This is a genomic window from Enterobacter sp. Res13-Sevr-PEC09-46, assembly GCF_015672585.1.
Lineage (GTDB): Bacteria > Pseudomonadota > Gammaproteobacteria > Enterobacterales > Enterobacteriaceae > Enterobacter > Enterobacter hormaechei_C.
In genome coordinates, this window is the sequence record NZ_JADABR010000003.1 from 18,366 (window position 1) to 43,771 (window position 25,406).

General features: G+C 54.3%; 22 protein-coding genes. 8 read left to right on the forward strand and 14 right to left on the reverse strand.

What is annotated here, in order from left to right; translation table 11 throughout:
* Nucleotides 1-95: 95 nt before the first annotated feature.
* Nucleotides 96-1,268, reverse strand: a complete 1,173-nt coding sequence (locus tag IMQ56_RS00595) for a MalY/PatB family protein (RefSeq protein ID WP_033487087.1) — start codon at nucleotides 1,266-1,268, stop codon at nucleotides 96-98.
* A 49-nt stretch (nucleotides 1,269-1,317) separates the two neighbouring features.
* On the reverse strand, nucleotides 1,318-2,910 hold the full coding sequence (gene malX, locus IMQ56_RS00600) for a maltose/glucose-specific PTS transporter subunit IIBC (protein ID WP_015570659.1): 1,593 nt from the start codon (nucleotides 2,908-2,910) through the stop codon (nucleotides 1,318-1,320).
* 179 nt (nucleotides 2,911-3,089) lie between these two features.
* On the opposite strand from malX, the gene IMQ56_RS00605 reads away from it, so the two are divergent.
* Nucleotides 3,090-4,118: a Mal regulon transcriptional regulator MalI gene (locus tag IMQ56_RS00605; RefSeq protein ID WP_017384586.1), complete on the forward strand. Its 1,029-nt coding sequence runs from the start codon at nucleotides 3,090-3,092 to the stop codon at nucleotides 4,116-4,118.
* A gap of 100 nt (nucleotides 4,119-4,218) precedes the next feature.
* Here the strand turns inward: IMQ56_RS00605 and IMQ56_RS00610 are convergent, their stop codons facing one another.
* Both IMQ56_RS00610 and manA read right to left on the reverse strand, forming a co-directional pair.
* Nucleotides 4,219-5,745: a YdgA family protein gene (locus IMQ56_RS00610; RefSeq protein ID WP_023296462.1), complete on the reverse strand. Its 1,527-nt coding sequence runs from the start codon at nucleotides 5,743-5,745 to the stop codon at nucleotides 4,219-4,221.
* A gap of 99 nt (nucleotides 5,746-5,844) precedes the next feature.
* The gene (gene manA, locus IMQ56_RS00615) at nucleotides 5,845-7,020 is read right to left on the reverse strand and encodes a mannose-6-phosphate isomerase (RefSeq protein WP_032648147.1); all 1,176 of its coding nucleotides are present in this window, start codon (nucleotides 7,018-7,020) and stop codon (nucleotides 5,845-5,847) included.
* A 199-nt stretch (nucleotides 7,021-7,219) separates the two neighbouring features.
* Between manA and fumA the strand changes: the two genes are divergently transcribed.
* Nucleotides 7,220-8,866 (forward strand): class I fumarate hydratase FumA, encoded by a 1,647-nt coding sequence (fumA, locus tag IMQ56_RS00620; RefSeq protein ID WP_196063546.1) that lies wholly within the window; start codon nucleotides 7,220-7,222, stop codon nucleotides 8,864-8,866.
* 182 nt (nucleotides 8,867-9,048) lie between these two features.
* On the forward strand, nucleotides 9,049-10,443 hold the full coding sequence (gene fumC, locus IMQ56_RS00625) for a class II fumarate hydratase (protein WP_017693543.1): 1,395 nt from the start codon (nucleotides 9,049-9,051) through the stop codon (nucleotides 10,441-10,443).
* Here fumC and tus read toward each other — a convergent pair whose 3' ends face one another.
* From tus to IMQ56_RS00640, 3 genes are all read right to left on the reverse strand, one after another.
* Nucleotides 10,444-11,373: a DNA replication terminus site-binding protein gene (gene tus / locus IMQ56_RS00630; RefSeq protein WP_045911672.1), complete on the reverse strand. Its 930-nt coding sequence runs from the start codon at nucleotides 11,371-11,373 to the stop codon at nucleotides 10,444-10,446.
* Between the two features lie 74 nt (nucleotides 11,374-11,447).
* Nucleotides 11,448-12,746 (reverse strand): two-component system sensor histidine kinase RstB, encoded by a 1,299-nt coding sequence (gene rstB, locus IMQ56_RS00635; protein ID WP_023303638.1) that lies wholly within the window; start codon nucleotides 12,744-12,746, stop codon nucleotides 11,448-11,450.
* Nucleotides 12,747-13,027: 281 nt separating this feature from the next.
* Entirely contained in the window at nucleotides 13,028-13,255 is a 228-nt protein-coding gene (locus IMQ56_RS00640) for a hypothetical protein (RefSeq protein WP_017384578.1), read from the reverse strand.
* Between the two features lie 151 nt (nucleotides 13,256-13,406).
* Here IMQ56_RS00640 and IMQ56_RS22955 point away from each other — a divergent pair, with 151 nt between their 5' ends.
* Nucleotides 13,407-13,571 carry a YnfU family zinc-binding protein gene (locus tag IMQ56_RS22955; protein ID WP_213083756.1) on the forward strand — a complete coding sequence of 55 codons (165 nt, stop codon included), beginning with the start codon at nucleotides 13,407-13,409 and terminating at the stop codon, nucleotides 13,569-13,571.
* 161 nt (nucleotides 13,572-13,732) lie between these two features.
* Here IMQ56_RS22955 and IMQ56_RS00645 read toward each other — a convergent pair whose 3' ends face one another.
* The 3 genes from IMQ56_RS00645 to rstA form a co-directional block, all read right to left on the reverse strand.
* Nucleotides 13,733-13,951, reverse strand: coding sequence for a cold shock domain-containing protein (locus IMQ56_RS00645; protein WP_017384577.1), 219 nt, complete (start codon nucleotides 13,949-13,951; stop codon nucleotides 13,733-13,735).
* Between the two features lie 387 nt (nucleotides 13,952-14,338).
* Complete coding sequence (iraM, locus tag IMQ56_RS00650) at nucleotides 14,339-14,758, reverse strand: anti-adapter protein IraM (RefSeq protein WP_015570651.1); 420 nt, start codon at nucleotides 14,756-14,758, stop codon at nucleotides 14,339-14,341.
* Nucleotides 14,759-15,148: 390 nt separating this feature from the next.
* Nucleotides 15,149-15,865, reverse strand: coding sequence for a two-component system response regulator RstA (gene rstA / locus IMQ56_RS00655; RefSeq protein ID WP_015570649.1), 717 nt, complete (start codon nucleotides 15,863-15,865; stop codon nucleotides 15,149-15,151).
* Between the two features lie 127 nt (nucleotides 15,866-15,992).
* On the opposite strand from rstA, the gene IMQ56_RS00660 reads away from it, so the two are divergent.
* Nucleotides 15,993-16,328: a GlpM family protein gene (locus tag IMQ56_RS00660; protein ID WP_015570648.1), complete on the forward strand. Its 336-nt coding sequence runs from the start codon at nucleotides 15,993-15,995 to the stop codon at nucleotides 16,326-16,328.
* Here the strand turns inward: IMQ56_RS00660 and folM are convergent.
* The 3 genes from folM to ydgH all read right to left on the reverse strand — a co-directional run bounded on the left by folM (nucleotide 16,325) and on the right by ydgH (nucleotide 19,599).
* Complete coding sequence (gene folM / locus IMQ56_RS00665; protein ID WP_003857550.1) at nucleotides 16,325-17,047, reverse strand: dihydromonapterin reductase; 723 nt, start codon at nucleotides 17,045-17,047, stop codon at nucleotides 16,325-16,327. The genes IMQ56_RS00660 and folM overlap by 4 nt on opposite strands.
* A 39-nt stretch (nucleotides 17,048-17,086) precedes the next feature.
* On the reverse strand, nucleotides 17,087-18,469 hold the full coding sequence (locus IMQ56_RS00670; RefSeq protein WP_003857548.1) for an amino acid permease: 1,383 nt from the start codon (nucleotides 18,467-18,469) through the stop codon (nucleotides 17,087-17,089).
* A 185-nt stretch (nucleotides 18,470-18,654) separates the two neighbouring features.
* The gene (gene ydgH, locus IMQ56_RS00675) at nucleotides 18,655-19,599 is read right to left on the reverse strand and encodes a DUF1471 family protein YdgH (RefSeq protein WP_000769339.1); all 945 of its coding nucleotides are present in this window, start codon (nucleotides 19,597-19,599) and stop codon (nucleotides 18,655-18,657) included.
* A gap of 535 nt (nucleotides 19,600-20,134) precedes the next feature.
* Here ydgH and pntA point away from each other — a divergent pair.
* The 3 genes from pntA (at nucleotide 20,135) to IMQ56_RS00690 (ending at nucleotide 24,279) form a co-directional block, all read left to right on the forward strand.
* Nucleotides 20,135-21,664, forward strand: a complete 1,530-nt coding sequence (gene pntA, locus IMQ56_RS00680) for a Re/Si-specific NAD(P)(+) transhydrogenase subunit alpha (RefSeq protein WP_045329760.1) — start codon at nucleotides 20,135-20,137, stop codon at nucleotides 21,662-21,664.
* A 10-nt stretch (nucleotides 21,665-21,674) separates the two neighbouring features.
* Nucleotides 21,675-23,063 (forward strand): Re/Si-specific NAD(P)(+) transhydrogenase subunit beta, encoded by a 1,389-nt coding sequence (gene pntB, locus IMQ56_RS00685; protein WP_003857541.1) that lies wholly within the window; start codon nucleotides 21,675-21,677, stop codon nucleotides 23,061-23,063.
* Between the two features lie 106 nt (nucleotides 23,064-23,169).
* Nucleotides 23,170-24,279 (forward strand): mechanosensitive ion channel family protein, encoded by a 1,110-nt coding sequence (locus IMQ56_RS00690; protein ID WP_017694101.1) that lies wholly within the window; start codon nucleotides 23,170-23,172, stop codon nucleotides 24,277-24,279.
* 40 nt (nucleotides 24,280-24,319) lie between these two features.
* Here IMQ56_RS00690 and uspE read toward each other — a convergent pair whose 3' ends face one another.
* Nucleotides 24,320-25,270 carry a universal stress protein UspE gene (gene uspE / locus IMQ56_RS00695; RefSeq protein ID WP_006808916.1) on the reverse strand — a complete coding sequence of 317 codons (951 nt, stop codon included), beginning with the start codon at nucleotides 25,268-25,270 and terminating at the stop codon, nucleotides 24,320-24,322.
* Between the last annotated feature and the right edge of the window lie 136 nt (nucleotides 25,271-25,406).

Here is a 25,406-nt window from a genome sequence, read left to right on the forward strand (position 1 = left end):
GTCGCACTCTTTGCTGGTTAAAGTGCGCCATATTATAAAAACAAAACGGGGTAAAAAGCTATTTGCGCAAGGGAATATTCCGTTGCGCAAATGATTTACAGCAGAGTGTTGATGCCAGCGATAAGGCGTTGAACGCCCTGTTCAAGCTTACTACGCGGACAGCCAGCGTTCAGACGCACATAGCCTTTACCTTCATCCCCATAGGTATATCCCGGCATGATGGCCACTTTTTGCTGATCAATTAGCACGTTTTGCAGCGTATTGTCATCAATGCCAAGCGGGCTGAGATCGATCCATGCCAGATAGGTGGCCTCGGGCGGTTGCCAGTTGAGTGTCGGAAATGCAGTATTCAGTTCGTCAGCAATGTAGCACAGGTTTTCTTCGAGATAGGTCCGCAGCGCGTCCAGCCAGGGTTCTCCATGTCGGTAGGCAGCAATGTGCGCGGTCAGCGCCAGCACGGAAGGGGAAGAGAGTCCGTCCCGACCTTTTAATGCATTCAGATAGGCGTTACGGCTGGCGTCATCGGCGATAAGCCCCCAGGCACCCGTCAGAGCCGGAATATTGAAGCTTTTGGAACCCGAGGTCAGCAGCGCCCATTTATCGCGCGCAACCTCATTCCACGGGGTATGACGATGCGTGCCCCATACCATGTCCATATGAATTTCGTCGCTGATCACCGCTACGTCATAACGTTCACACAGGGCCGCCATTGTGGTCAGCTCTTCCCGCGTCCAGACTTTGCCGGTCGGGTTTTGCGGGCTACACAGCAGCAGCACCTTGTTTTCCGGTTTTGACAGCGCCGCTTCCAGCGCGGCCATATTGCCCTCCCAGCCATGCGCTGTTTTCTGCATCGGCACGGAAACAACGGTACGCTGGTTGCCTTCGATGGCTTTATAAAAGGCATCGTAAGCCGGGGTATGGACCACCACGCCGTCGCCAGGCGAGGACCAGAGGCGGATCAGCTCCGAGACCATATAAATGACCGACGGCCCATACACCACGGTTTCGGTATCAATCTGACTGTTAAAGCGTTGGCGGAACCAGTGCGCCACGGCGGCCAGAAATTCGTCATTTTTCCAGCGACTGTAGCCAAACACCCCGTGGTTTATTCGCTGGTGCAGCGCATCGGTAATGCAGGGGGCGGTGGCGAAATCCATATCAGAGATGGTGAAGGGCAGCAGGTCGGCAGCGCCAAAACGGTCAGCGACATAATCCCACTGGGTACACCAGGTGCCGTGTCGATCCACGACGGTAGAAAAATCAAACATGACGGTGCTCCGTAAAGTAAAACCCCCTCATGACGAGGGGGGCGAGGCATCAGGCTTCGACGGTTCGCATCAGGGTTGCCAGCTCATCCTTCACTGACTGTACCTGCGGGCCAATGACGACCTGCAAATTGTGTTGATTTAACTGTACTACGCCAATAGCCCGGTTAGCTTTAAGTGCGTTGGTATCCACTTTGGACATGTCCGCCACCGACAAACGCAGGCGGGTGATGCAGTTATCCAGAGAGGTAATATTATCCGCACCGCCCAGCGCCGCCAGAATAGCCGGCGTGTTATATCCGGATTTCCCAATGGTGCCGGCTACCGCCTGTTCAACGCTGGTGGCCGTATCGGTATCGCGGCCAGGCGTTTTCAGGTTAAAGCGGGTGATGGCGAAGCGGAAGATCCCGTAGTAAACCGCGAACCAGATGGCGGCCACAACCGGCACCAGATACCACTTGGTGGACAGACCGTGCAGGATACCGAAGACCACGAAGTCAATCACGTTACCGTCGGTGTTACCGATGGTCACACCGAGCACAGCCATCACGGTAAAGCCCAGGCCCGTCAGTACGGCGTGGATGAGGTACAGTACCGGCGCTACGAACAGGAACAGGAACTCGATAGGTTCTGTCGTACCGCCCACCACGCAGGCAATAACGCCGGAGATCAGCAGACCTTTAATTTTATGACGATTTTCCGGACGGGCACAGTGGTACATCGCCAGCGCTGCGCCCGGCAGGCCGCCGAGGAAGGCAGGCATTTTACCCTGAGAGAGGAAACGCGTCGCACTTTCAGAGAAGCCGTGAGTGGTCGGGCAGCTCAGCTGGGCCTGGAAGATGGTCAGCGCACCGCTAACGGAATGACCGCAAACGTCCATGGTACCGCCGGCTTCGGTAAAGCGGATCAGGGCAACCAGGATGTGCTGTAAACCAAATGGCAGCAGCAGACGTTCACCCGTACCGAAAATCATCGGGCCGAAATCACCCGCGCCGTTGATAATGCGGCCGATACCGGTGATCCCCATGGCAAAAATCGGCCAAATCAGAGGGATGATCAGACCAAACAGACCCATCACAACCAGCGTAATGATTGGCACAAAGCGGGTCCCGCCGAAGAAGGCCAGCGCATCGGGCAGGCGGATGTTGTGGAAGCGCTCGTGCAGCATCCAGATAATCACCCCCGCGATCACGGCTCCAAGGATCCCGGTATCGATGGACTGAATACCAATCACGCTCTGAATGTTATTGGCTTTCAGTACCGCCGCGTCGGTCGTGGGCAGGATCCCTTTGGCAGTCAGCCAGAAGTTAACCGCAAGGTTCATGACCGCATAGCCAACGAAGCCCGCAAACGCCGCCACGCCTTTATTTTCGCGCGCCAGACCCAGAGGAATGGCGATACAGAACATTACCGGCAGGAAGCTAAAGGCAAAAGAGCCGACCTTGCTCATCCAGATGAAGATCGCCTGAAGTACCGGATTTCCGAGGAAAGGGATCAGGGTAATGACGTCGTGGCTGCTTAACGAGCTGCCGATCCCCAGCATGATCCCGCAAAAAGAGAGAAGCGCCACGGGCAGCATAAAGGTTTTACCCAGTTGCTGGAAAAACTCCCACAGCGATATTTTTTGTGCTGCTTTCGTCGTCATAAAACGACTCCTTAAATGGTAGAAAGAGATTTAACGACCTCGATGGGGCGAGAAGATAAAACGTTTTATCAAACTTTAGTGCGCGCTAAATCACATTCTCAGGCTTTTACTGGTAGTATAAAGATAACGTATTGATAAAACGTTTTAGCGATCTCATTATCAAGGAGTCACGCCACCACATGGCTGTAGCGAAAAAGATCACCATCAACGATGTCGCGCTGGCGGCGGGGGTTTCCGTCAGCACCGTTTCGCTGGTATTGAGCGGGAAGGGGCGCATCTCTCCTGCAACGGGTCAGCGCGTCAACGAGGCCGTTGAGCAGTTAGGCTTTGTGCGTAATCGCCAGGCGTCGGCGCTGCGCGGTGGGCAAAGCGGGGTGATAGGGCTGATCGTTCGCGACCTCACGTCGCCGTTTTATGCAGAACTGACCGCCGGGCTTACCGAGGCGCTTGAAGCGCAGGGGCGAATGGTTTTCCTGCTCCACGGTGGGCGCGAACCGGAGCAGCTGCTCTCCAGGCTGGATATGCTGCTGACGCAAGGGGTGGATGGGGTGATCGTGGCCGGCGCGTCCGGCGTGGGCAGTGAATTGTGTGAGCGCGCGGCGCAGAAAGGCGTACCGCTGGTGTTTGCCTCGCGCGCCAGCTATCTCGACGAAGCCGATACCCTTCGGCCAGATAACATGCAGGCCGCGCAAATGCTGACCGAGCATCTTATTCATCGCGGCCATCAGCGCATCGCCTGGCTCGGCGGTAAAAGCTCGTCCCTGACGCGTGCCGAGCGGGTGGGCGGTTACTGCTCCACGCTCATCAAATACGGCCTGCCGTTTCACAGCGAATGGGTGGTGGAGTGTGAATCCAGCCAGAAAAAAGCCGCGGAAGCCATCGGCACGCTGCTTCGCAACAGCCCGACGATCAGCGCGGTGATTTGCTATAACGACGTCATTGCGATGGGGGCGTGGTTCGGTTTGATCCGAGCCGGACGCCAGAGCGGTGAGGGCGGGGTAGAAACGTTCTTCGGCCATCAGGTGGCGCTGGGGGCATTTGCGGATGTCGGTGAAAATGCGTTAGACGATCTCCCCATCGTCTGGGCGACGACGCCGGCTCGTGAGATGGGGTACACCCTGGCAGACAGGATCATGCAGCGCATTGAAAATACGGACGTGCAGGCCGGGCATCAGATTGTGGCTGCACGGTTAGTGACGGTGAAGTAAACGCTTTGCTTGCACGGGCCTGCAACGACTCAGGATCGGAGGCCGGGTAAGCGTCAGCGCCACCCGGCAATAAAAAACCCCTCATGCGAGGGGTTTTCGTTTACTGCTGCGGTACTGCCGGCGGCGCTGCCGGTTCAGCCGGTGCCGGCATGCCCAGCGTCGGCATACCAAACATACCGACAAACTCTTCCAGCGGCATTTTGTCGCCGTTGAGCGTCACCTGGCCATTAGCATATTGCAGGCTGGTGGAAATGGTGTTGTCTTCCACCTTCGTGATGCGGAACATCTGGCCCATCGCCGCCAGGCCTTTCACCTGCTGGTTTGCCAGTTTGCCTGCATCATCTTCACCATAACCTTCCAGCTTCGCAATCTGCGTCATGAACTCGGTCGCCATATCCATCGGGATAGTCAGCTTGCTGTCGAGCGACTTCACGCTGCGATCAACTTCCTGGGCAAGGGTCTGAGGTTCGCCGGTCGCAGCGGCCGGATCCTTCAGGAACAGCGACAGGTTGAAGTTGGTTTCGCCTTTGCCGTTTTTCCAGCTCAGTGGCGCAACGGTAATCACCGGCTCGCCCTTCAGCAGGATCGGCAGGTTATTAAACAGCACCGTCATCGCCTGCTGCTGGTACGCCTGCGGGTTCTGTTGCAGGGCGGCATCGGTCAGCAGAGCCTGGCTCTCTTTACTGTATTTCTGACTGAATTCATGCCACGCCTGGCCGTCAATGTTGCCGATTTTCAGAGACAGCTTACCGGTACCCAGATCCTGATTCTGTACTTTCAGGCTTTTCAGGCTGTAATCCAGCTGGGTGTTGATGCTTTTACCGTCTTTGGAGACGTCAGACTTACCGTCCAGATCCATGCCTTCCAGCACCGCCATCTCTTTGCCTTCGATCGCAATGGCGATCTTATCGAGGCTCAGTTTCTGGTCGCCGATACGCTCATCAAAATCGGTCATACGGCTATTGCCGCTGGCTTTAAGGTTGTTGAAGGTAAGCTGAACCTTCTGGTTATATTCATTGACTGAATTCACCAGGCCGCTGGCGGCATCGCCGGTAAGGGAGACATTCTTGCCGTCGCGATCGGCATCAAGCTGGAAATTACCGCCGCTGAAGGCGACTTTATCGGTGCCTTGTTCGTAATTCAGGGCTTTCAGGTCGATGTCGGAATGCGTATCACCGGCATAGCTGATGCGGGTATTGATCTCAAACGGCGACTCATTTTTCGCCATATCGAAAATCGGCTTCGTCACCTCGTTATTCACCAGTACGGTTCTGGCGGATGCCATGGAGGGGATCAGGTTAAACTTTTTCAACTGCGCCAGCGGGAACGGACCGTGGCTGACCACTTCATCCAGCACCACGCTCTGGCCCGGTTTCAGCCAGGCGTTCTGATTACCCGCAACCGGCTTCACCACCACCTGCATATGGCTGGTAAACACGCCACGCTGGTAGTTCTGGTAGCTCAGCTCCAGACCTGCTTCAGGCGCGCTGCGCTTAATCTCGCTGTTTGCCTGCGTCATCATCTCTGCCAGACGGCTTTCCAGCTGTTTCCCGGTATACCAGGAAGCACCCGTCCAGATCACGCCTAAAGCAACAATCACTCCTACCGCTACGACCGATTTTTTCATTGCGATTATCCCTAAAATGAAACCAGGCGGTTAAAACCGCCTGGTGTTACAACGCCTGTTACTAGCTTAGCAAGAGTTGTTAAAAAATTCAGTAAGTCCCTAAAGCTTATTAAAAACACGCGCCAGGCGACCGGTGCCGCTCACCCGGACAGGCGACTCGTTGGCCGCGACAAAGGCGGATTCACCCGGTTTGAGCACCAGACGCTCGCTATCTTTATGCAACGTCGCTTCGCCTTCCACACAGAACAGGATCGCGGCGCTCTCCTGTGCAATGGCGGTTTCGTCTGCGCTGAGGTCATGCAGCGAGAAGGCAAAATCGTCAACCGGAATCGGGAAGTCCAGCTCTGCGCCGTTTTTCACCGGCTGCGTAAGCAGCTCCGCAGCAGGTTTTGCCACGAACTTCACGTTGGCAACCAGCTCAGGGATGTCGATGTATTTTGGCGTCAGGCCCGCGCGCAGTACGTTATCGGAGTTAGCCATCACCTCCAGCGCCACGCCGTTCAGGTAGGCGTGCGGGGTTTCAGCGAACAGGAACATTGCTTCGCCCGGGTTGAGCTTCACCACGTTCAGCAGCAGCGGAGAGAAGAGGCCGCTGTCGTCCGGATAAAACACGGAAATTACGCGAATGGTGTCCCATGGCTCACCCTGCTGGCTGTTCAGCGCGGCTTTCAGCACCGCCAGCGCGTGGGATTTTTCCTCGCCCTGCATATTCAGCAGGCTGGCAAACAGCTCGCTCAAGGCTTCTGCGTTCGGGTTTTCCAGGAAATGGGCGATCGCGTTGTGAGCCCCGGCGACCGGTTGCAGCAGGGAGATGATCTCGGAAAACTCGCGGAAGGCATTCATCGCCAGGAAAGGGGTAAGGGCGAAAACCAGTTCCGGCTTGTGGTTAGGATCTTTGTAGTTACGCTCTGCGGCGTCTAACGGAATACCGGCGGCATTTTCTTTGGCAAAGCCCAGCTCAGAGGCTTTTTTGTTCGGGTGAACCTGAATGGAGAGCGGCTGGTCGGCGCACAATACCTTGAAGAGAAACGGCAGCTCACCAAAACGATTCGCCACTTTATCGCCGAGCAGTGCGGCTTTGTCGGCGTCGATGACGTCACGCAGGCTGCGAACCTGGCCGCTGGCATCTTCAATTTTTGAGCTGCTCTTCGGATGCGCGCCCATCCACAGCTCTGCCATCGGCAGGTTGTCCGGGTTGGCGATACCGTAGAGATCCGTTAACGCAGTTTTACTTCCCCAGGCGTAGTTTTGCACTGAGTTGATGAGTTTTTGCATTATCAAGCCCTGATTCATATGTGGAATTAACTCCGCGTATTAAAGCAATAAACCGAATGGAAGTAACCTGCGGATGTAAAAAGTCGTACTAGTCTCAGTTTTTGTTAAAAAATTGTGTAGGATAAGCTGACTCGCTTTTAAGCCGGGCAGCGGAACATCTGCCCTGAATAAACAGACCGAAGCAGTAAGTGAGAGAACAATGTCGAATAAACCCTTCCATTATCAGGATCCTTTCCCCCTCAGTCAGGATCAGACCGAGTATTACCTGTTAACCCGCGATTACGTTTCTGTCTCTGAGTTTGAAGGGCAGGAGATCCTCAAAGTTGACCCGCAGGCGCTGACGCTGCTGGCGCAGCAAGCCTTCCACGATGCTTCCTTTATGCTCCGTCCGGCGCATCAGCGGCAGGTTGCTGATATCCTTAGCGATCCGGAAGCCAGCGAGAACGATAAGTACGTTGCCCTGCAATTCCTGCGTAACTCTGATATCGCCGCGAAAGGCATTCTGCCGACCTGCCAGGACACCGGCACGGCGATTATCACCGGTAAAAAAGGCCAGCGCGTCTGGACCGGCGGCGGTGACGAAGCGGCGCTGGCGCGCGGCGTTTACAATACCTACACCGAAGACAACCTGCGCTATTCGCAAAACGCGGCGCTGAATATGTACAAAGAGGTGAACACCGGCACCAACCTGCCTGCGCAGATTGACCTCTACAGCGTCGACGGTGACGAGTACAAATTCCTCTGCATCGCCAAAGGCGGCGGTTCAGCCAACAAAACCTATCTTTACCAGGAAACCAAAGCGCTGCTTACCCCGGGCAAGCTGAAGAATTATCTGGTCGAGAAGATGCGCACCCTCGGCACCGCGGCCTGCCCGCCGTACCATATCGCGTTTGTGATTGGCGGTACGTCTGCCGAAAGCACCCTGAAAACCGTTAAGCTGGCCTCAACCAAATACTTCGATGGCCTGCCAGCGGAAGGTAACGAACATGGTCAGGCGTTCCGGGACGTGCAGCTTGAGCAGGAACTGCTGGCCGAAGCGCAGAATCTGGGCCTGGGCGCGCAGTTTGGCGGCAAATACTTCGCGCATGACATTCGCGTGATCCGCCTGCCGCGCCACGGTGCTTCCTGTCCGGTGGGCATGGGCGTCTCATGCTCGGCGGATCGCAACATCAAGGCGAAGATCAACCGCGACGGCATCTGGATCGAGAAGCTGGAGAACAACCCGGGCAAATATATTCCTGAAGAACTGCGTAAAGCGGGCGAGGGGGAAGCGGTTCGCGTAGACCTGAATCGTCCGATGAAAGAGATCCTCGCGCAGCTTTCGCAGTATCCGGTTTCAACGCGCCTTTCCCTGAACGGGACGATTATCGTGGGTCGCGACATCGCCCATGCGAAGCTGAAAGAGCGCCTGGACAACGGCGAAGGGCTGCCGCAGTACATTAAAGATCACCCGATCTACTACGCAGGCCCGGCAAAAACGCCTGATGGATATGCTTCCGGCTCGTTAGGCCCAACCACGGCGGGCCGTATGGACTCCTACGTCGACCAGTTGCAGGCAAACGGCGGCAGCATGATCATGCTGGCGAAAGGCAACCGCAGCCAGCAGGTGACGGACGCGTGCCACAAGCACGGCGGCTTCTACCTCGGTAGCATCGGTGGCCCGGCAGCGGTGCTGGCGCAGGGCAGTATCAAGAGCCTTGAGTGCGTGGAGTACCCGGAACTGGGTATGGAAGCGATCTGGAAAATTGAAGTGGAAGACTTCCCGGCGTTCATCCTCGTGGATGACAAAGGTAACGACTTCTTCAAACAGATCCAGTCTTCCCAGTGTTCGGCGTGTGTGAAGTAATTCTGTAAATTGCCGGGTGGCGCTGACGCTTACCCGGCCTGCATTCTCGTAGGTCGGGTAAGGCGCAGCCACCACCCGAAATCAAAAAGAGCGCACAAAGCGCCATAACGTTTCTCAGAAGTCATCAATACTTATCTCTTAAGCATGTGAGCAATCCCATCTTTGTTATCAAGGAGTAAGTAATGACAATGCATCGCCGCGAGAAAGACTCCATGGGCGCCATCGACGTCCCGGCCGACAAGCTATGGGGCGCACAAACCCAGCGTTCGCTGGAGCATTTCCGCATTTCGACAGAGAAAATGCCCGTCTCGCTAATCCAGGCGCTGGCGTTGACCAAACGCGCTGCCGCCAAAGTCAATCAGGATCTGGGCCTGCTGGATGCCGATAAAGCCACCGCCATCATCAATGCCGCCGACGAAGTGCTGGCGGGCAAACATCCCGACGAATTCCCCCTTGCCATCTGGCAGACCGGCTCAGGCACCCAGAGCAACATGAACATGAACGAGGTGCTGGCGAACCGCGCAAGCGAGCTGCTTGGCGGCGTGCGCGGCATGGAGCGCAAGGTCCACCCGAACGATGACGTGAACAAAAGCCAGAGTTCCAACGACGTGTTCCCGACGGCCATGCACGTGGCGGCCGTCATCGCTATCCGCGAGCAGCTTATCCCGCAGCTCAACGTGCTTAAATCTACGCTTAACGAGAAAGCGCAGGCCTTCCGCGACATCGTTAAGATTGGTCGTACGCACCTTCAGGACGCGACGCCGCTGACGCTCGGCCAGGAGATCTCCGGCTGGGTGGCGATGCTGGAGCACAATCTTAAGCATATCGACAACAGCCTGCCGCATCTGGCGGAGCTGGCGCTCGGCGGAACGGCGGTGGGCACTGGCTTAAACACCCATCCCGAGTACGCGGTGCGTGTGGCCGAAGAGCTGGCGAAGATCACCGGGCAGCCGTTTGTTACCGCTCCGAATAAATTCGAAGCGCTCGCGACCTGTGATGCCCTGGTGCATACCCATGGCGCGCTGAAAGGGCTGGCGGCCTCGCTGATGAAAATTGCCAACGACGTGCGCTGGCTGGCCTCCGGCCCGCGCTGCGGCATCGGCGAAATCAGCATTCCGGAAAACGAGCCGGGCAGCTCCATTATGCCGGGTAAAGTGAACCCGACCCAGTGCGAAGCCATGACCATGCTGTGCTGTCAGGTGATGGGTAATGACGTGGCGGTTAACATGGGCGGCGCGTCGGGTAACTTCGAGCTTAACGTCTATCGCCCGATGGTGATCCACAACGTACTGCAATCGATTCGTCTGCTGGCCGATGGCATGGAGAGCTTTAACGAGCACTGCGCGGTGGGCATTGAGCCTAATCGCGAGCGAATCAGCCAGCTGCTGAATGAGTCTCTGATGCTGGTAACGGCGCTGAACACCCATATTGGTTATGACAAAGCGGCCGAAATCGCTAAAAAAGCGCACAAAGAGGGGCTTACCCTGAAAGCCTCTGCGCTGGCGCTGGGCTACCTGACGGACGCCGAGTTTGATGCCTGGGTCCGCCCGGAAGCGATGGTGGGCAGCCTCAGATAATCACTGCGCCACATACAGGTGCAGCCGCGGAATAATCAGCTGTAGCGGCTGCGCCTGGGGTTTATAGCGATGCTGAACGTTTTCAGCATCGTAATTCAGCAGTTCCCCGATATCCGGCACCACCGCACCCTGATCGGCATCGTAGAGCGCAATCAGCGGCGTCGGGCAGGCGTATTGCACCTGCTTTTGTTGTCCGGCGTACCAGACGCGGGCGATAGGCTGCACCTTCACCGGACGCTTTATTTTAAGACGAGTATCAGCTGGCAGGGAGGCAATGCTGTGGTACTCCTGCTCCAGCCGTTCAATCCACTGTTCCCGCGACCACGGGGCGACCGTTCGCGGCGATTTCAGGCTTTTCTCCAGCTGAGCCAGGATCTCATCGCGCGTGAAATTTTTAATGATGTGCTTGTTGGCCCAGCCGAAGCGCAGCGTGGCGGGATGGCGCAGTACCGTCAGCGTGCGGTAAGCATTCAGGGTGATAAGCCCCGGAAGCTGGCGATGCACCCATTCAAAACGGGCAGCCGGCACCAGCCCGGACTCAACGGTTACAATCTTCTCAAACGCGGCTTTCAGCGTATTGATATGCGTAATCTGCGCCTCAATTCCTTCACGCGTTGCGGCATCCGTTTGCAGACAGATGACGCCGGGCAGGCGAACGGCGGCCTTACTGCTGCGATTTTCGGACTGCTGCTGGATGAAAAGGCGACGAAAGTGCTGCAACGTCATTTCCAGCGCCGCCTTGCCAACATGCTGCGTCACCTCAATGGTGTTCAGCGGGTCGTGCTCCGCGCCTTTCGCCACCTCGGGCAGAGAAAAGACGCGGGCGGCCAGCAGGCGGCAGTCATGAAGTTGCCCCGTGAGGGTCAGTAACGCCTGCTCTATTTCCCGAAATGTGGTGTTAAGCCTTTCGATGAGATCGTAAGTTGCCATGGCAGCCCTTAATTAGTTACAACATACTACTGATATAGCATAACACGCGGGGTCAGGCCAGCGTGCGGTTTAGGTCAGGCAGGTACGGGAAGGGGAAGATTGTGATAGATCGGCCAGCTAAAGACGAACCGGGCTCCACCCAGCTCGCTCGCTTCGCAGCGAACCGAACCGCCCATCGCCTGGGCAATAGAACGGACAATAGCCAGCCCCAGACCACAGCCGCCGGTAGCCCGGTCGCGGCTGGGATCGAGGCGCACAAACGGCTCAAAAACTTTTTCACGCTCCGCCGGCTCAATGCCGGGGCCATCGTCTTCCACACACAGAATCGCCTGGCTTCCCTGCAAATCTAAACCTATGCGCAGCGTCGTTTCGCTGTAGCGCATGGCGTTGTTCATCAGATTATCCAGCACGCGTTCCATCAGGCGCATGTCCAGTGCGCCGTACGCGCCGGGGGTAATGGCTGTCAGCAGTTTTCGCTGAGGGTTAACGCTCTGCACATCGTTAATATGCGTCTGTAGCCAGACGGGGAGATCCGGTGTACTGAGGTGCAACTCCGTCTGAGGCCGATCGAGGCGGGCATAGGTCAGCAGCTCTTCAATCAGCGCTTCAAGCTGGCCAATATCCCGATTGAGCGCCTGCGATTCCGCCCCGGTGAGGTTCTCGCTCATCTCCAGGCGATAACGCAGGCGTACCAGCGGAGTGCGCAGTTCATGCGCAATACCATCGATCAGCTGCTTCTTGCTGGCAATCAGTGCGTTGATGTTATCGGCCATCTGGTTGAAGGCAATACCGAGCCGGTCAAAACTGGAACCGCTGTCGAAATGTATGCGTTCAGTTAAATGACCCTCCCCAAAACGCTGTGCGGCGGATTCCAGTTTCAGCATGTCCTGCCAGTGCGGTCGCATCCAGATGAACACAGGTAAAGCTAGCGAAATGGCAATAAAGCCCAGCAGAGCGAGATCCAGCAGGCGCATCTGGTGCAGGTAATAGAGATAGGGCACTGGCCCGACGGCCAGAACATAATGGCTGCGCGGAATACGCTGAATGAAGGTATATTTCTCGTCCAGTGCGACGATGTCTCCGTCGCGCAGACGCTGCATCGCAGGCGGCGCTAAGTCAAAATCCTTCATGGGTTCGATACGCAAATCAAACGACAGATTCAGATCCAGCTCTTTTAACGTGCGCGCCCAGTCATGAGGAGGAATTTCTCGCAGCTCGCTACGCATCAGATAGAGCGAGCTTTTCATCAGATCGTCCAGGGATTGCCTGCCCGCGCGCTCTGCGGTGAATTTGTAGACCAGCCCGACCAGCATGGTCATCACCAGAAAGCAGACAAACAGCAGGAGATAAAACTGCACAAACAGCTTTTTCATTGGATAGCACCGCTAAATCAATCAATTAAGAACCCGGCTTTACTTCGTCAGCCCTGCGTGGACATCCATATCACCACAGGAACGAAGAAGGTTGATGATACACTTTCTTCGGAAACAGAGGGAGCAAAGTGAGCAGCACGATTATGCGGAATAGTTAAATTTAAAGGGCAATGTCGTAAAAAAGCCTGCATTTTGCAGGCATTAATAATGATGGATTGTAATTTTTCTCATTCTGAGTGAAATAAATGCTGTGTTGTTAACCGGACTAGTGACAGAAAATATTATAAATATTGTTTGGCAGCATCAGATATTTCCTGAGAGGTAAGTTCCCTGTCTGAAGCAACATAGATAGAATTATGATCTCCCGTCAACGACGGAAAGCTTGCAGTCATGATCTGAAGATTTATTTCTTCACCATCCGGATATGTCTGGCGTACAGACGTTATGCCCTTAAGCACGATAATGACTTTGCTGGGGTTGGCATTAAAAAAAATGATCACCTTTTTCATATATCACTCTATATCTCTTTGTGATTGTGCAAGGTAAGAATGTTCCAGAAGCGTGGCTCCTTTCCTTTTTTTGCTCTCTTTGGGAAATAAAAGCAAGCAATATCCTGCCTTAACGTGTATGGTGGCAATCCTTTTCATTCAGGAGCAGCCTATGTCGGGACGTAAAAACTCGCAACTTCGTCGCAATTATTTAGTCAAATGTTCATGTCCAAACTGCGCTAAAGAGTCAGAGCACAGTTTCACTCGCATACAAAAGGGGGCCCAGCTTGTCTGTCCCTACTGTAGCGCTTTGTTTAAATCCTCTCAGCGTCTCTGAAGAAATACTCATACAAGAAGTGGAAGAGACGATGTTTTTCGCGGCCGCCTGACCTCAATAACACTTTACTGATTTACAAGCAGTTAGCATCGGATTGTAGACTGCTTGTGCAGTCCACGAGCCAGAAGCAACATCATCGTCAACGCGGCTGTGTGCTGATATTATTTATCGCAAAGCGTTACATTCGCAGCAGCAGGGCCTTTATCGCCGCTTACGATGATAAATTCGACTTTCTGACCTTCAAAAAGTGTTTTGAAGTTCTCTCCCTGAAGGGCAGAGAAATGCACGAAAACATCTTTGCTGCCATCTACAGGGGAGATAAAACCAAAGCCTTTATCTTCCTTAAACCACTTAACCAGACCTAAAATTTTTGATGACATAAAGACTCCATTTGAACATTTCCGAAGTGATATAAAAGCTAATAAACATATAATGCTAAGGTGTGGACTCAAAAGGAGGGGATATCAGCGATAGCGCCTGGTTATGAGAATTGTCATGCAACTTGTCCAACTATTATTGGATCGGACTAACGAGACCATTAATGCACGGGCAGGGTTAATTAGCAATTTTTATTTTAGCCTTCCGGATGGCTTGCTTAAAATTGCACAATAAAAATTAATTTGGTACAAGAAGCCAGAGTTGCCAGGCGTGACTACAGCCCAAATGTCCCCACAGGAGCATTTGGGCTGTAGTCACGGAGATTTATCCGGACAAAGGCGGTGCAGCAGAAATATTAATTATCTTGATCTCAATATTTCCGATTTTCGCTAATGTCTGGATTTACCTGTGCTGACAATCAGTGGGTTGGTGGCAAACCCATGCGGGCATTTCCGCGCGTTGCAATGCACCGCGTAAGTGCATATCTCCTCGTGCTGGTTTCGATTGTATGGGCAGGCCATCTTGTTTTTAATTTCACTCCACAACATTTCGTTGTAAGGTGATATGTTGTATATCGATATAGGCTTGAAAACACCATTTATGAAGACGCCATTTTTTGTCGGATATATCCTGTCACCGGGGTACAAATAGACATCGCTTTCATACCAAATGATGAGTTTCAAGAACTTGAGTCCCAAGATGCTTGAATAAACGATTCCCGTGTTAGGACAAATTACCGAGCTAATGACTCTCCATGACATTGCTATACCTCTTTCATTAAATAATTGAGAGAGTATAAGGTTTAGCATGAGAATTAGATTTCTGCAAACACGTAAGCTATTGAAAAAGATCGATATTATTTATATGTTCGCCATTATCCCCTTTGTTTTCATAAGGATAAGATAATGATTAAGTCAATTGTAAAGATCATTTTTAGCCTAATGTGCATTTAAGTGACGGATTTTTGATCGATGATGGTGCCTGCTCTGCTGAATATATATTGTACTATAGCAATCAAATACATTAGCGCTACTTTTGTTTACGCGAAAAATGCACATCGAAATAGAACTGGAGAGAGGAATCAGACCAGAGGATATGTCGTAACTGACGATGCATATAATCGATAACTTTCGACGAATATCGATAACAATTCCGATGCATCGTCAGTTATTTTTCGAATATTCCTGTTTGCTCCTTTTTCAGGTTTCCCAGGCGTGCGGTGCAAACAGATAGCCCTTGTTGCGTACGGTTTTGATGCGGTAAGGTTCCGTGGCGTTATCCAACAGTTTTTTACGCAGTCGTGAAATCGCCACATCAACGCTACGATCCATTCCGTCGTAACTTACGCCGCGCAGATTTTTCAGCAATGCATCCCGGTCCATAATTTGTCCGGCATGGGTTGCAAGCTCCCACAGCAGGTCAAAATCTGCGGTTGAGAGCGCAATCAGCTCCCCGGAAAGCATAACCTGTCGGTTGACCGGGTCGATAGAAAGTGTGCCGAAACGCATCGCTTTATGCGGCGTTAAGGAGGGCGCAGGCGCTTCACGCTCAGCGCTGGCACGCTGACGCAGATGGAGGCGTAAACGGGCTAGCAGAACCGCCGGCGGCGTGGTTTTCAGGATGTAGTCGTTTGCGCCCATCTCAAGCGACAGAATATGATTCATATCGCTGTCGAGAGAGGTCAGCAGCACGATCGGGCCGTCCCATTTCGCGCGCAGATCCCGGCAGAGCGTCATACCATCTTTCCCGGGCAGCATGATGTCCAGCAACACCAGATCCGGATTTTCGCGGTTGACGACGTCTTCAGCGCGATCGCCACGAGGCTCGACAACCACTTCCATATCATGTTTACCCAGATAAGCGGCGATTAATTGCCCCACCTCGGGTTCATCTTCAACATAAACAATCTTATTCATACAACGTCTGTCATCGCGAAAAACGTCAACATACACCGCGCAACCTTAACCTTCCATTAATCTTTCAAAATTAGCCGGAGTTCCGTTATCCTGCACGGGAATGTTATTTGATTGTTAAGGGAAAAGAATGGGGCTGGTGATAAAAGCCGCGCTAGGTGCGCTGGTCGTGCTGCTGATTGGGGTGCTGGCTAAAACGAAGAACTACTATATTGCCGGGCTGATCCCGCTGTTTCCCACCTTTGCGTTAATCGCGCACTATATTGTGGCCTCTGAGCGGGGTATTGAGGCGCTGCGCGCCACCATTGTGTTCGGGATGTGGTCGATCATCCCGTATTTTATTTACCTGCTGTCGCTGTGGTACTTCACCGGTTTTCTGCGTCTGCCCATGGCGCTGGGCGGGGCGGTGGTCTGCTGGAGCCTCAGCGCCTGGGTGCTCATCTTCTTCTGGAGCCGCTTTCACTAGCGCAGGGGGCGGCCACCGTCCACGGCAAACGTTCGGCCCGTGACGTAACAGCTGGTCAGCAGATAATCGATCAGGTCGATCACCTCTTTCTCGCCGGGCGCAATTTTCATTAACGACTTGTTGAGCGCCTGCTGACGATACTCGGCATCATCGCCTTCGTTAAATAAAATCATCGCCGGAGCAATCGCGTTGACCTTTACCTCGGGCGCCAGCTTGCGTGCGAAAGAGCGGGTCATATTATCCAGCGCGGCTTTGCTGGCCGCATAGGCGATGTGTTTGTCGCTTCCTCGCTCCACCACGTAATCGGTGAAATGGATAATGTCGCCTGCGGCATGGCCGTGTCCGCGCAGCAAATCCTGTAGGGCATGGTTGAGCAGATAAGGCGCATTAACGTGGATCTGCATCATGCAGGCGAGCGTTTCGCTGAGTGAATGTCCTGCTTTTTCGGGAAGCCAGGTACTGGCGTTGTGAATAACCGCCCGCAGTCCGTGGGTGGTCGACTTCACTTTGTCCGCGAAGGCGAGAATACCTTCATCTGTGGAGAAATCCGCCTGAATGCAGACTGCTCCGGCATTTCGTAGCCCTTCAATGGAGGGATATTCCGTGCGGTAACTGACGATAACCGGATGGCGAAGATTGAGAAAGTGATGGGCGAGGGCGAGGCCAATGCGACGGCCTGCGCCAGTGATCAATATTGGGCGTTGCTGCGTGTGTCCCATCGTAATCTCCTTTTCAGTTCAACAATGGGACAGGCGGCGCTATCCCATTAACATCCACGTTGCCGGTACGGCAGCGACTAACAGCAAACCTATCAATGCCATTTCGCGGCGCTTAAGGGCATTATCAAGCTGATGTGTACGGCGAGCGTAGATAAACACCAGCAGGCCCGGCGCGTAGAGCACCACGGACAGCAGCAGATGCATCGGTCCGGAAGCATACAACAACCATAGACCGTAAATACAGGCGCCGACGCCTACCGCATAGTGTGCCGGGCGGGTCGCAATTTTTAACAGATATGCGCCCACTAAGAAATAGGGTACCAGAATCATCTCGGAGGCGATGGTCAGCAGCGTGTTATAGTCCGATCCTGTGAGCCAGATCAGCACCAGACAGACCTGCACGCTGATGTTGGTGAGCCACAGAGAGGCCGATGGCGCACTGTTTTTGTTCTGACGGGCAAACAGGCGCGGGAACGCTTTGTGCGTGGCGGCCAGGAACGGGACTTCCGCTGCCATAATGGTCCAGCTCAGATAGGCGCCGCAAACGGAAACAATCAGACCCGCCGCGATAATCACGTCCCCCCAGGGACCCAACATTTTCACCATCAGCCCGGCCATGGACGGGTTACGCATTTCCGCAAGTTCAGGGCGAGCTACCACGCCGAGCGACAGCAGCGTCACCAGCAGATAAACGCCCAGCGCCGCCAGTACGGCCAGCAGCGTGGCGCGTCCCACATCGCGCTTGTTACGCGCGCGGGCAGAGACCACGACGGCACCTTCAACGCCGATGAACACCCACAGGGTGATCAGCATGGTATTTTTCACCTGTTCCCAGACGGGGACGCCCAGCGCAATGCCGCTGAAATCGAGCGTAAAGACATCGAGACGGAAGGCGAGGAAGGCCAGCACGACGAACAGGCCAAGCGGCACCAGCTTGGCCAGCGTCGCCACCAGGTTAATGCTGGCTGCGGTCTGGACGCCACGCAAAATCAGCCAGTGAACTATCCACAGCAGGACCGAGGCGCCGACGATGGACTGCCAGGTATTGCCGTCGCCAAACAGGCGCAGTTCGGGCGTATCGGTAAAGAAGCTGAGCGCCGAGAAGACGATAACCAGATAGGAGACGTTGGCGATCACCGCGCACAGCCAGTAACCCCAGGCGGAGCAGAAGCCGATCAGCTCGCCGAAACCTTCCCGGGCGTAAGTGAATATTCCGCCGTCCAGATCCGGTCGGATACGGGTCAGCAGCAGCATGGCGAACGCCAGCAGCAAAATCCCGACACCGGTAATGCCCCAGCCAATCAGTAATGCGGCCGGGCTGGCGACGGCCGCCATGTTCTGCGGCAAACTGAATACGCCCGCGCCCAGCATTGAGCTCAATACAAGTGCAGTTAAAGCACTCAGGCCAAGTTTCTTTTCCATTGGCTTCCTGTTATGAAAAGTCCAAATCCAGAATAATTATTTCGCTAAGGCGCATAAAAATGGTGGATCACGCTAAGGCGCGGGATTTTACGGAGTGTGAAGGATGCATGCAATGACGTGTGGCAGAAATCAGAAAAAAAGTAACAAAAAAGGCGGCACTGCGCCGCCTTTATGAAACCGTTTTGTTACTTGTACAGATCGGCGCTGATGGTCAGGTTGTTACCACGTTCCTGCCACTGGCGGGTGATGTGGTAATACTTCGCGCCTTTCTTCGCAGCACGCTTCGCCACCTGATAGGAGATTTCCGTCATGTTGCCATAGTTGCCCGTAAACTTGATGCTGTCGAACGGCACCATCTGCGCGGCAGTGGCTTTGTTCAGCTCTTCAATTTTCGTGCCGTCTGGTAACGTAACGGTATAACGACCGCCTTTGGTGGATTGGGTTTCAAAGAAACGACCCACTTCAGCGCTTGGTGCCGCCGAGGTTGCAACGCCCGGAATTTCCACTTTCTTCGCTTCTTCACCGCCTTTCGCTAACGCGGCACGTCCCGCATCTGAATCCGCTGGAATGGCATCCGGGCTTTGTACTACGCGTTTTTTCGCATCTTGCTTATAGATGAAGGCGGTGATGCGCTGGTTTCCGCCCTGGTTGGCATCAACCTGACGCACGATATAGAACGCGTAAGCGCCTTTTTCTCTCGCGGCTTTGGTGATGGCATCGTTAACTTCAGGCTGGCTGCGGTAGAAGCCCTGAACGGTCACGGTGTCATACGGTTCCAGCTGAACAGCCTGATCTTTCGGCAGTTCAACAATGCCGTTAATCACGCGGTTTTTCTGTTCATCTGCTTTTGGGGCATTCTCTTTGTACAGCGCAATCGTCACGCGCTGGTTGCCGCTGTTGCCCTGATCGGACTGGTCAACAACGTAAAACGAGGCAGCGCCGTTTTTATCGGCGGCTTTTGATGCGGCGGCGACGGCATCGCCAATAGAGTTATAGCGACCCACAATGACCGTATGGTCAAAAGGTTTTAACGCTGCCGCTTGCTCCGGCGTCAACTCTGTCGCGGCATTCGCAGACAGGGCGGTCGCGGAAAGAAGTGCGGACGCCAGGAGTGTGTTCTTAAGCTTCATAAAAATAATCCTTCGCCTTGCGCAAACCATGTACTGGTGTTGTTGTTAATTTGAGACGGTCCCGATTATGGCATTTAACACCCGTCGCTGTCTGCGGCATTTTTCACAGCCTGTGCTCACCAAAGGACCTGATTCGATAACATTTTGTGATATGTGGAAAAAACAGGCGTTTCACAAGCAAAACTGATTAAGCATATGACTTTTACAAGTTAATTTAATGTTAATGAGTTGTTCTTTTATGGCGCTATATCATGTTTTTACCGCTTCGCTTGCGCGATTTATCGGTCCTGAAGGCGAATTTAAGGTAAATATCTCTGTCAGTGACCCCGATCGCTTATTTTTCACAGATAAAGTAAGAAATAGTGTTTTCTGGCGGTAGATCACGGGCGCTATTTTCAGTAGGTTATAGAAAGTTTGTTACTGTTTTATTTTCCGGGGTTAATCATTCTCCGTCGATATCTCGATGGTGAAAATTGATACAAACCGTGGGCAATTATCGACAAACCATCATCAAAAACCGATGGAAGGGAAAACTATGCGTATTGGGGTACCAAAAGAACGGTTAGCCAATGAAACCCGCGTAGCGGCGACACCAAAAACGGTGGAGCAACTGCTTAAACTGGGTTTTACCGTCGCGATTGAAAGCGGCGCGGGCAAACTGGCGAGTTTCGATGACGAGGCCTTTACTCAGGCTGGCGCGGAAATAGTGGACGGTGCTGAGGTCTGGCAATCACCCATCATTCTGAAGGTCAACGCACCGGAAGAGAGTGAAATTGAACTGCTGAACGCGGGCACGACGCTTGTGAGCTTTGTCTGGCCAGCCCAAAACCCGGAGCTGATGGAGAAGCTGGCAGCACGCGGTGTCACCGTGATGGCGATGGACTCCGTGCCGCGTATATCGCGCGCGCAGTCTCTGGACGCGCTGAGCTCCATGGCGAACATTGCCGGCTATCGCGCCATTGTCGAAGCTGCGCATGAGTTTGGTCGCTTCTTTACCGGTCAGATTACGGCGGCAGGTAAAGTACCACCCGCGAAGGTGATGGTGATTGGTGCCGGTGTGGCAGGTCTTGCCGCTATCGGGGCCGCAAACAGCCTGGGCGCTATTGTTCGCGCGTTTGATACCCGGCCGGAAGTGAAGGAGCAGGTGCAGAGTATGGGCGCCGAATTCCTTGAGCTGGACTTCAAGGAAGAAGCGGGCAGCGGTGATGGTTACGCGAAGGTCATGTCTGAAGCCTTTATTAAGGCGGAAATGGCGCTCTTTGCGGCGCAGGCAAAAGAGGTGGACATCATTGTCACCACCGCGCTTATTCCGGGTAAACCGGCGCCGAAGCTGATCACCCGTGAGATGGTGGATTCCATGCAGCCGGGCAGCGTTATTGTCGATCTGGCGGCGCAAAACGGCGGTAACTGTGAGTATACCGTGCCAAACCAGGTCACGACGACCTCGAACGGCGTGAAGGTGATCGGTTATACCGACCTGCCAGGGCGTCTGCCAACCCAGTCCTCTCAGCTGTACGGCACGAACCTCGTTAACCTGCTGAAGCTGCTCTGCAAAGAGAAAGACGGCAACATTACCGTTGATTTTGATGATGTGGTGGTGCGTGGCGTTACCGTGGTGCGGGAAGGGGAAATCACCTGGCCTGCACCGCCGATTCAGGTTTCCGCTCAACCTCAGGCTGCGCCGAAAGCGGCGCCAGAGCCCGCGGAGCCAGCAAAACCTGCGTCGCCGTGGCGCAAATACGCCATCATGGCGCTGGTTATTATCCTGTTTGGCTGGCTGGCGGACGTCGCGCCAAAAGAGTTCCTTGGCCACTTCACCGTCTTCGCGCTCTCCTGCGTGGTGGGTTACTACGTCGTGTGGAACGTCTCCCATGCGCTGCATACCCCGCTGATGTCGGTCACCAATGCCATCTCCGGGATTATCGTGGTTGGGGCATTGCTGCAAATTGGTCATGGCGGCTGGATCAGCTTCCTGAGCTTCATCGCAGTGCTGATCGCCAGTATCAATATTTTCGGTGGTTTCACCGTGACTCAGCGCATGCTGAAAATGTTTCGTAAAGGCTAAGGGGTAGCATATGTCTGGAGGATTAGTTACAGCCGCATACATTGTTGCTGCAATCCTGTTTATTTTCAGTCTGGCGGGGCTTTCCAAACACGAAACGTCTCAGCAGGGAAATAACTTTGGTATCGCCGGGATGGCGATTGCACTGATTGCCACTATCTTTGGGCCGGACACCGGCAACGTGGCGTGGATCCTGGTGGCGATGATCATCGGCGGCGCGATTGGTATTCGTCTGGCGAAACGCGTTGAAATGACCGAGATGCCGGAGCTGGTTGCCATTCTGCACAGCTTCGTGGGTCTGGCGGCGGTGCTGGTGGGCTTCAACAGCTACCTGTACCACGAACCGGGCCTGGAGCCGATTCTGGTGAACATCCACCTGACCGAAGTGTTCCTCGGCATCTTCATCGGTGCGGTGACCTTCACCGGGTCGATTGTGGCGTTCGGCAAGCTGCGCGGGAAGATCTCTTCCAAACCGCTGATGCTGCCTAACCGCCACAAGCTGAACCTGGCGGCGCTGGTCGTTTCCTTTGTGCTGCTGGTGGTCTTCGTGCGTACCGAAAGCGTAGGCTTGCAGGTGCTGGCGTTACTGGTGATGACCATCATCGCGCTGGCCTTCGGCTGGCATCTGGTGGCGTCTATCGGCGGAGCAGATATGCCGGTGGTGGTTTCCATGCTGAACTCCTACTCCGGTTGGGCGGCGGCGGCGGCAGGCTTTATGCTGAGCAACGACCTGCTGATTGTCACCGGTGCGCTGGTCGGTTCTTCCGGTGCGATCCTGTCTTACATCATGTGTAAGGCGATGAACCGTTCGTTTATCAGCGTCATCGCGGGTGGCTTCGGTTCTGACGGCTCATCAACCGGTTCTGATGAGGAAGTGGGTGAACACCGTGAAATCAGCGCGGAAGACACCGCAGAGATGCTGAAAAACTCGCATTCCGTCATCATCACCCCAGGCTATGGCATGGCGGTGGCGCAGGCGCAGTATCCGGTGGCGGAAATCACCGAGAAACTCCGCGCGCGCGGCATCAAGGTTCGCTTTGGTATTCACCCGGTGGCGGGGCGTCTGCCAGGCCACATGAACGTGCTGCTGGCGGAAGCGAAGGTGCCTTACGACATTGTGCTGGAAATGGACGAGATCAACGATGATTTCGCCGACACCGACACCGTGTTGGTGATTGGCGCCAACGACACCGTTAACCCGGCGGCGCAGGACGACCCGCGTAGTCCGATTGCGGGTATGCCTGTTCTCGAAGTGTGGAAGGCGCAGAACGTCATTGTCTTCAAACGCTCTATGAACACCGGCTATGCTGGCGTGCAGAACCCGCTGTTCTTTAAAGATAACACCCACATGCTGTTTGGCGACGCCAAGGCCAGCGTGGATGCGATCCTGAAAGCGCTGTAATTGCGCTTCATCCTGACAAACCGCCCCTGGGGCGGTTTTCTTATTTCTGCGGCCAGCTTTTCTCCTCTGTCTATACTTTACCCTTTGTGTAATACGAGGAGGTGTAATGCGATTTTTGTCCCGCTTCGACATCATCGAGCTGATGATGACGCCGTCTTTCTGGATCGGCGTCGCCACGGTGGTTTTTGTGACTCTGCTGGTGTACTGGCTGCTGACGCGTCTGATCGCCTTCGTTAAGAAAGGGATCACTACCTGGGGCGACAAGCACCCCACCACCAACCGGATGCGTTTTATCCTGACGGATATGCTTAACCGCACCAGCCGCTTCCTGCTTTTTGTCGTGGCGCTGTTATTCAGCCTGCGTTTCGTCGACTTACCGGATCATCTCTTTGGTACCGTGAGCCACGCCTGGTTCCTGGTCTTCGCTATCCAGGTGGCGCTGTGGATGGATCAGGGGGTGGTGTCGTGGCTTCGTCACGTCATGCTGGCGCCGGGAAGCCATAAAAACCCGGTGACGCTGGTGATCACGGGGCTTATCCTCCGTGCCATAGTCTGGTCAGTGATGCTGCTGTCTATTCTTGCTAACGCGGGCGTCAACATCACTGCTCTGGTTGCCAGCCTTGGGGTAGGGGGTATTGCAATCGCCCTCGCGGTGCAAACGATCCTGAGCGACGTGTTTGCATCGCTTTCCATCGGTTTTGATAAGCCGTTCGAAATTGGCGATTTTGTGGTGTTTAACGATGTCGCCGGGACGGTAGAGCACATTGGCCTGAAAACCACCCGTATCCGCAGCCTGAGCGGGGAGCAGATTGTCTGCGGGAACGCCATTCTGCTGCAACAGACGCTGCATAACTACAAACGGATGCAAACGCGCCGGATCGTCTTTACCTTCGGGGTTGCCAGCGACACGGCGCCGGACAAACTGCGTTCAGTGGGTGATATGGTCAAACAGATCATTACCGACGTCGGGGAAACGAAGTTTGACCGCGCCCATTTCCTGGGCTTCGATCGCGATCGCCTGACCTTCGAGGTGGTCCATATCGTTAATACGGCGGACTACAACAAGTACATGGATATTCAGCAGGAGATCAATATCCGTATTCTGGAGGGGCTGAACCAGCAGGAGATCAAGCTGGCGCTGCCGAGCATGGTTCTGCACGCGCCCTGGATGAATGCCGGCGACGAGGCACCGACGCAGCGGTTGAGCGAAGCGTAATAAAAAAGCCCGCCGTTACCGGCGGGCTTTCATTTTGGGGTCAATCGTCTTCCTCATCGTCCAGTTCAACCGGCGTTTGATACTGATCCGGTTTGATGACCAGAAGGTCGCAGCGCAGGTGGTCGATCACCTGCTCGGCGGTATTTCCCAGGAACGCGGCAGAGATACCGGTCCGGCCAATGGTGCCCAGCACCACAATCCCGGCCTGCAAATGCTCCGCCAGATCCGGAATAACCTCTTCCGGTAACCCTTTTTCTACGTGCGTCATATTCTCATCGATACTGAATTTCTGGCGCAGCGCTTTCATGGCCAGCAGATGCTGACCGCGAATCGCGTCGTTATACACGCTCGGGTCAAATTCAGGCAGCTCGATGGCGATATTGATTGGCGTAACCGGATAGGCGCCCACCAGATGGACTTCGGTGTGGTTAACCTGGTCGGCAAGCTGGATGGTTTCCTTCACCAGCTTCTCGTTCAGCGAATTGTGATAATCCTCTTCGCTGGCCAGATTCACCGCCACGACGGCTTTCCCGCCCTCAGGCCATGGCTGATCTTTCACCATCCATACCGGGCAAGGGCATTTGCGCAGCAGGTGCCAGTCGGTTGGAGTGAAAATCACGGATTCCAGTTTGTCATGCTGGTGCGCCATTTTCAGCAGCAGGTCATGCCCACCGGCCACCACTTCCTGAATAATGGCTTCGAAAGGTCGGTTGTGCCAGACCACTTTGATATCAATCGGTACGCCCGCTTCCAGGTAATATTTCGCCTGCTCGCGGATCCACGCGGTACGCTGGCTGATCACTCCCTGACGCATAGCGGTGCGCTCGTCAGGCGACAGAAGGGTGGTCATCTCGTATGAGAAGTCATAAATCGGCAAAAAGGCTTTAATTTTGCCACCAATCCGTTGATGTAAATACACAGCACGTCGTAATGCCGGCTGATCGTCCTGGTTAGGATCGATAGCCACCAGCATGTTTTGATACTTTGCCATACAGGTCTCCTTACTACTGTCACCACAGTCTGTAAGTAAAAGAGTAACCTATATATCTTGAATGAAACAGGGGGGAAGTTTTTGCCAGATCAATAATCATGAAAATTTATCGACCTGGCATAAGATATCCGGGAGA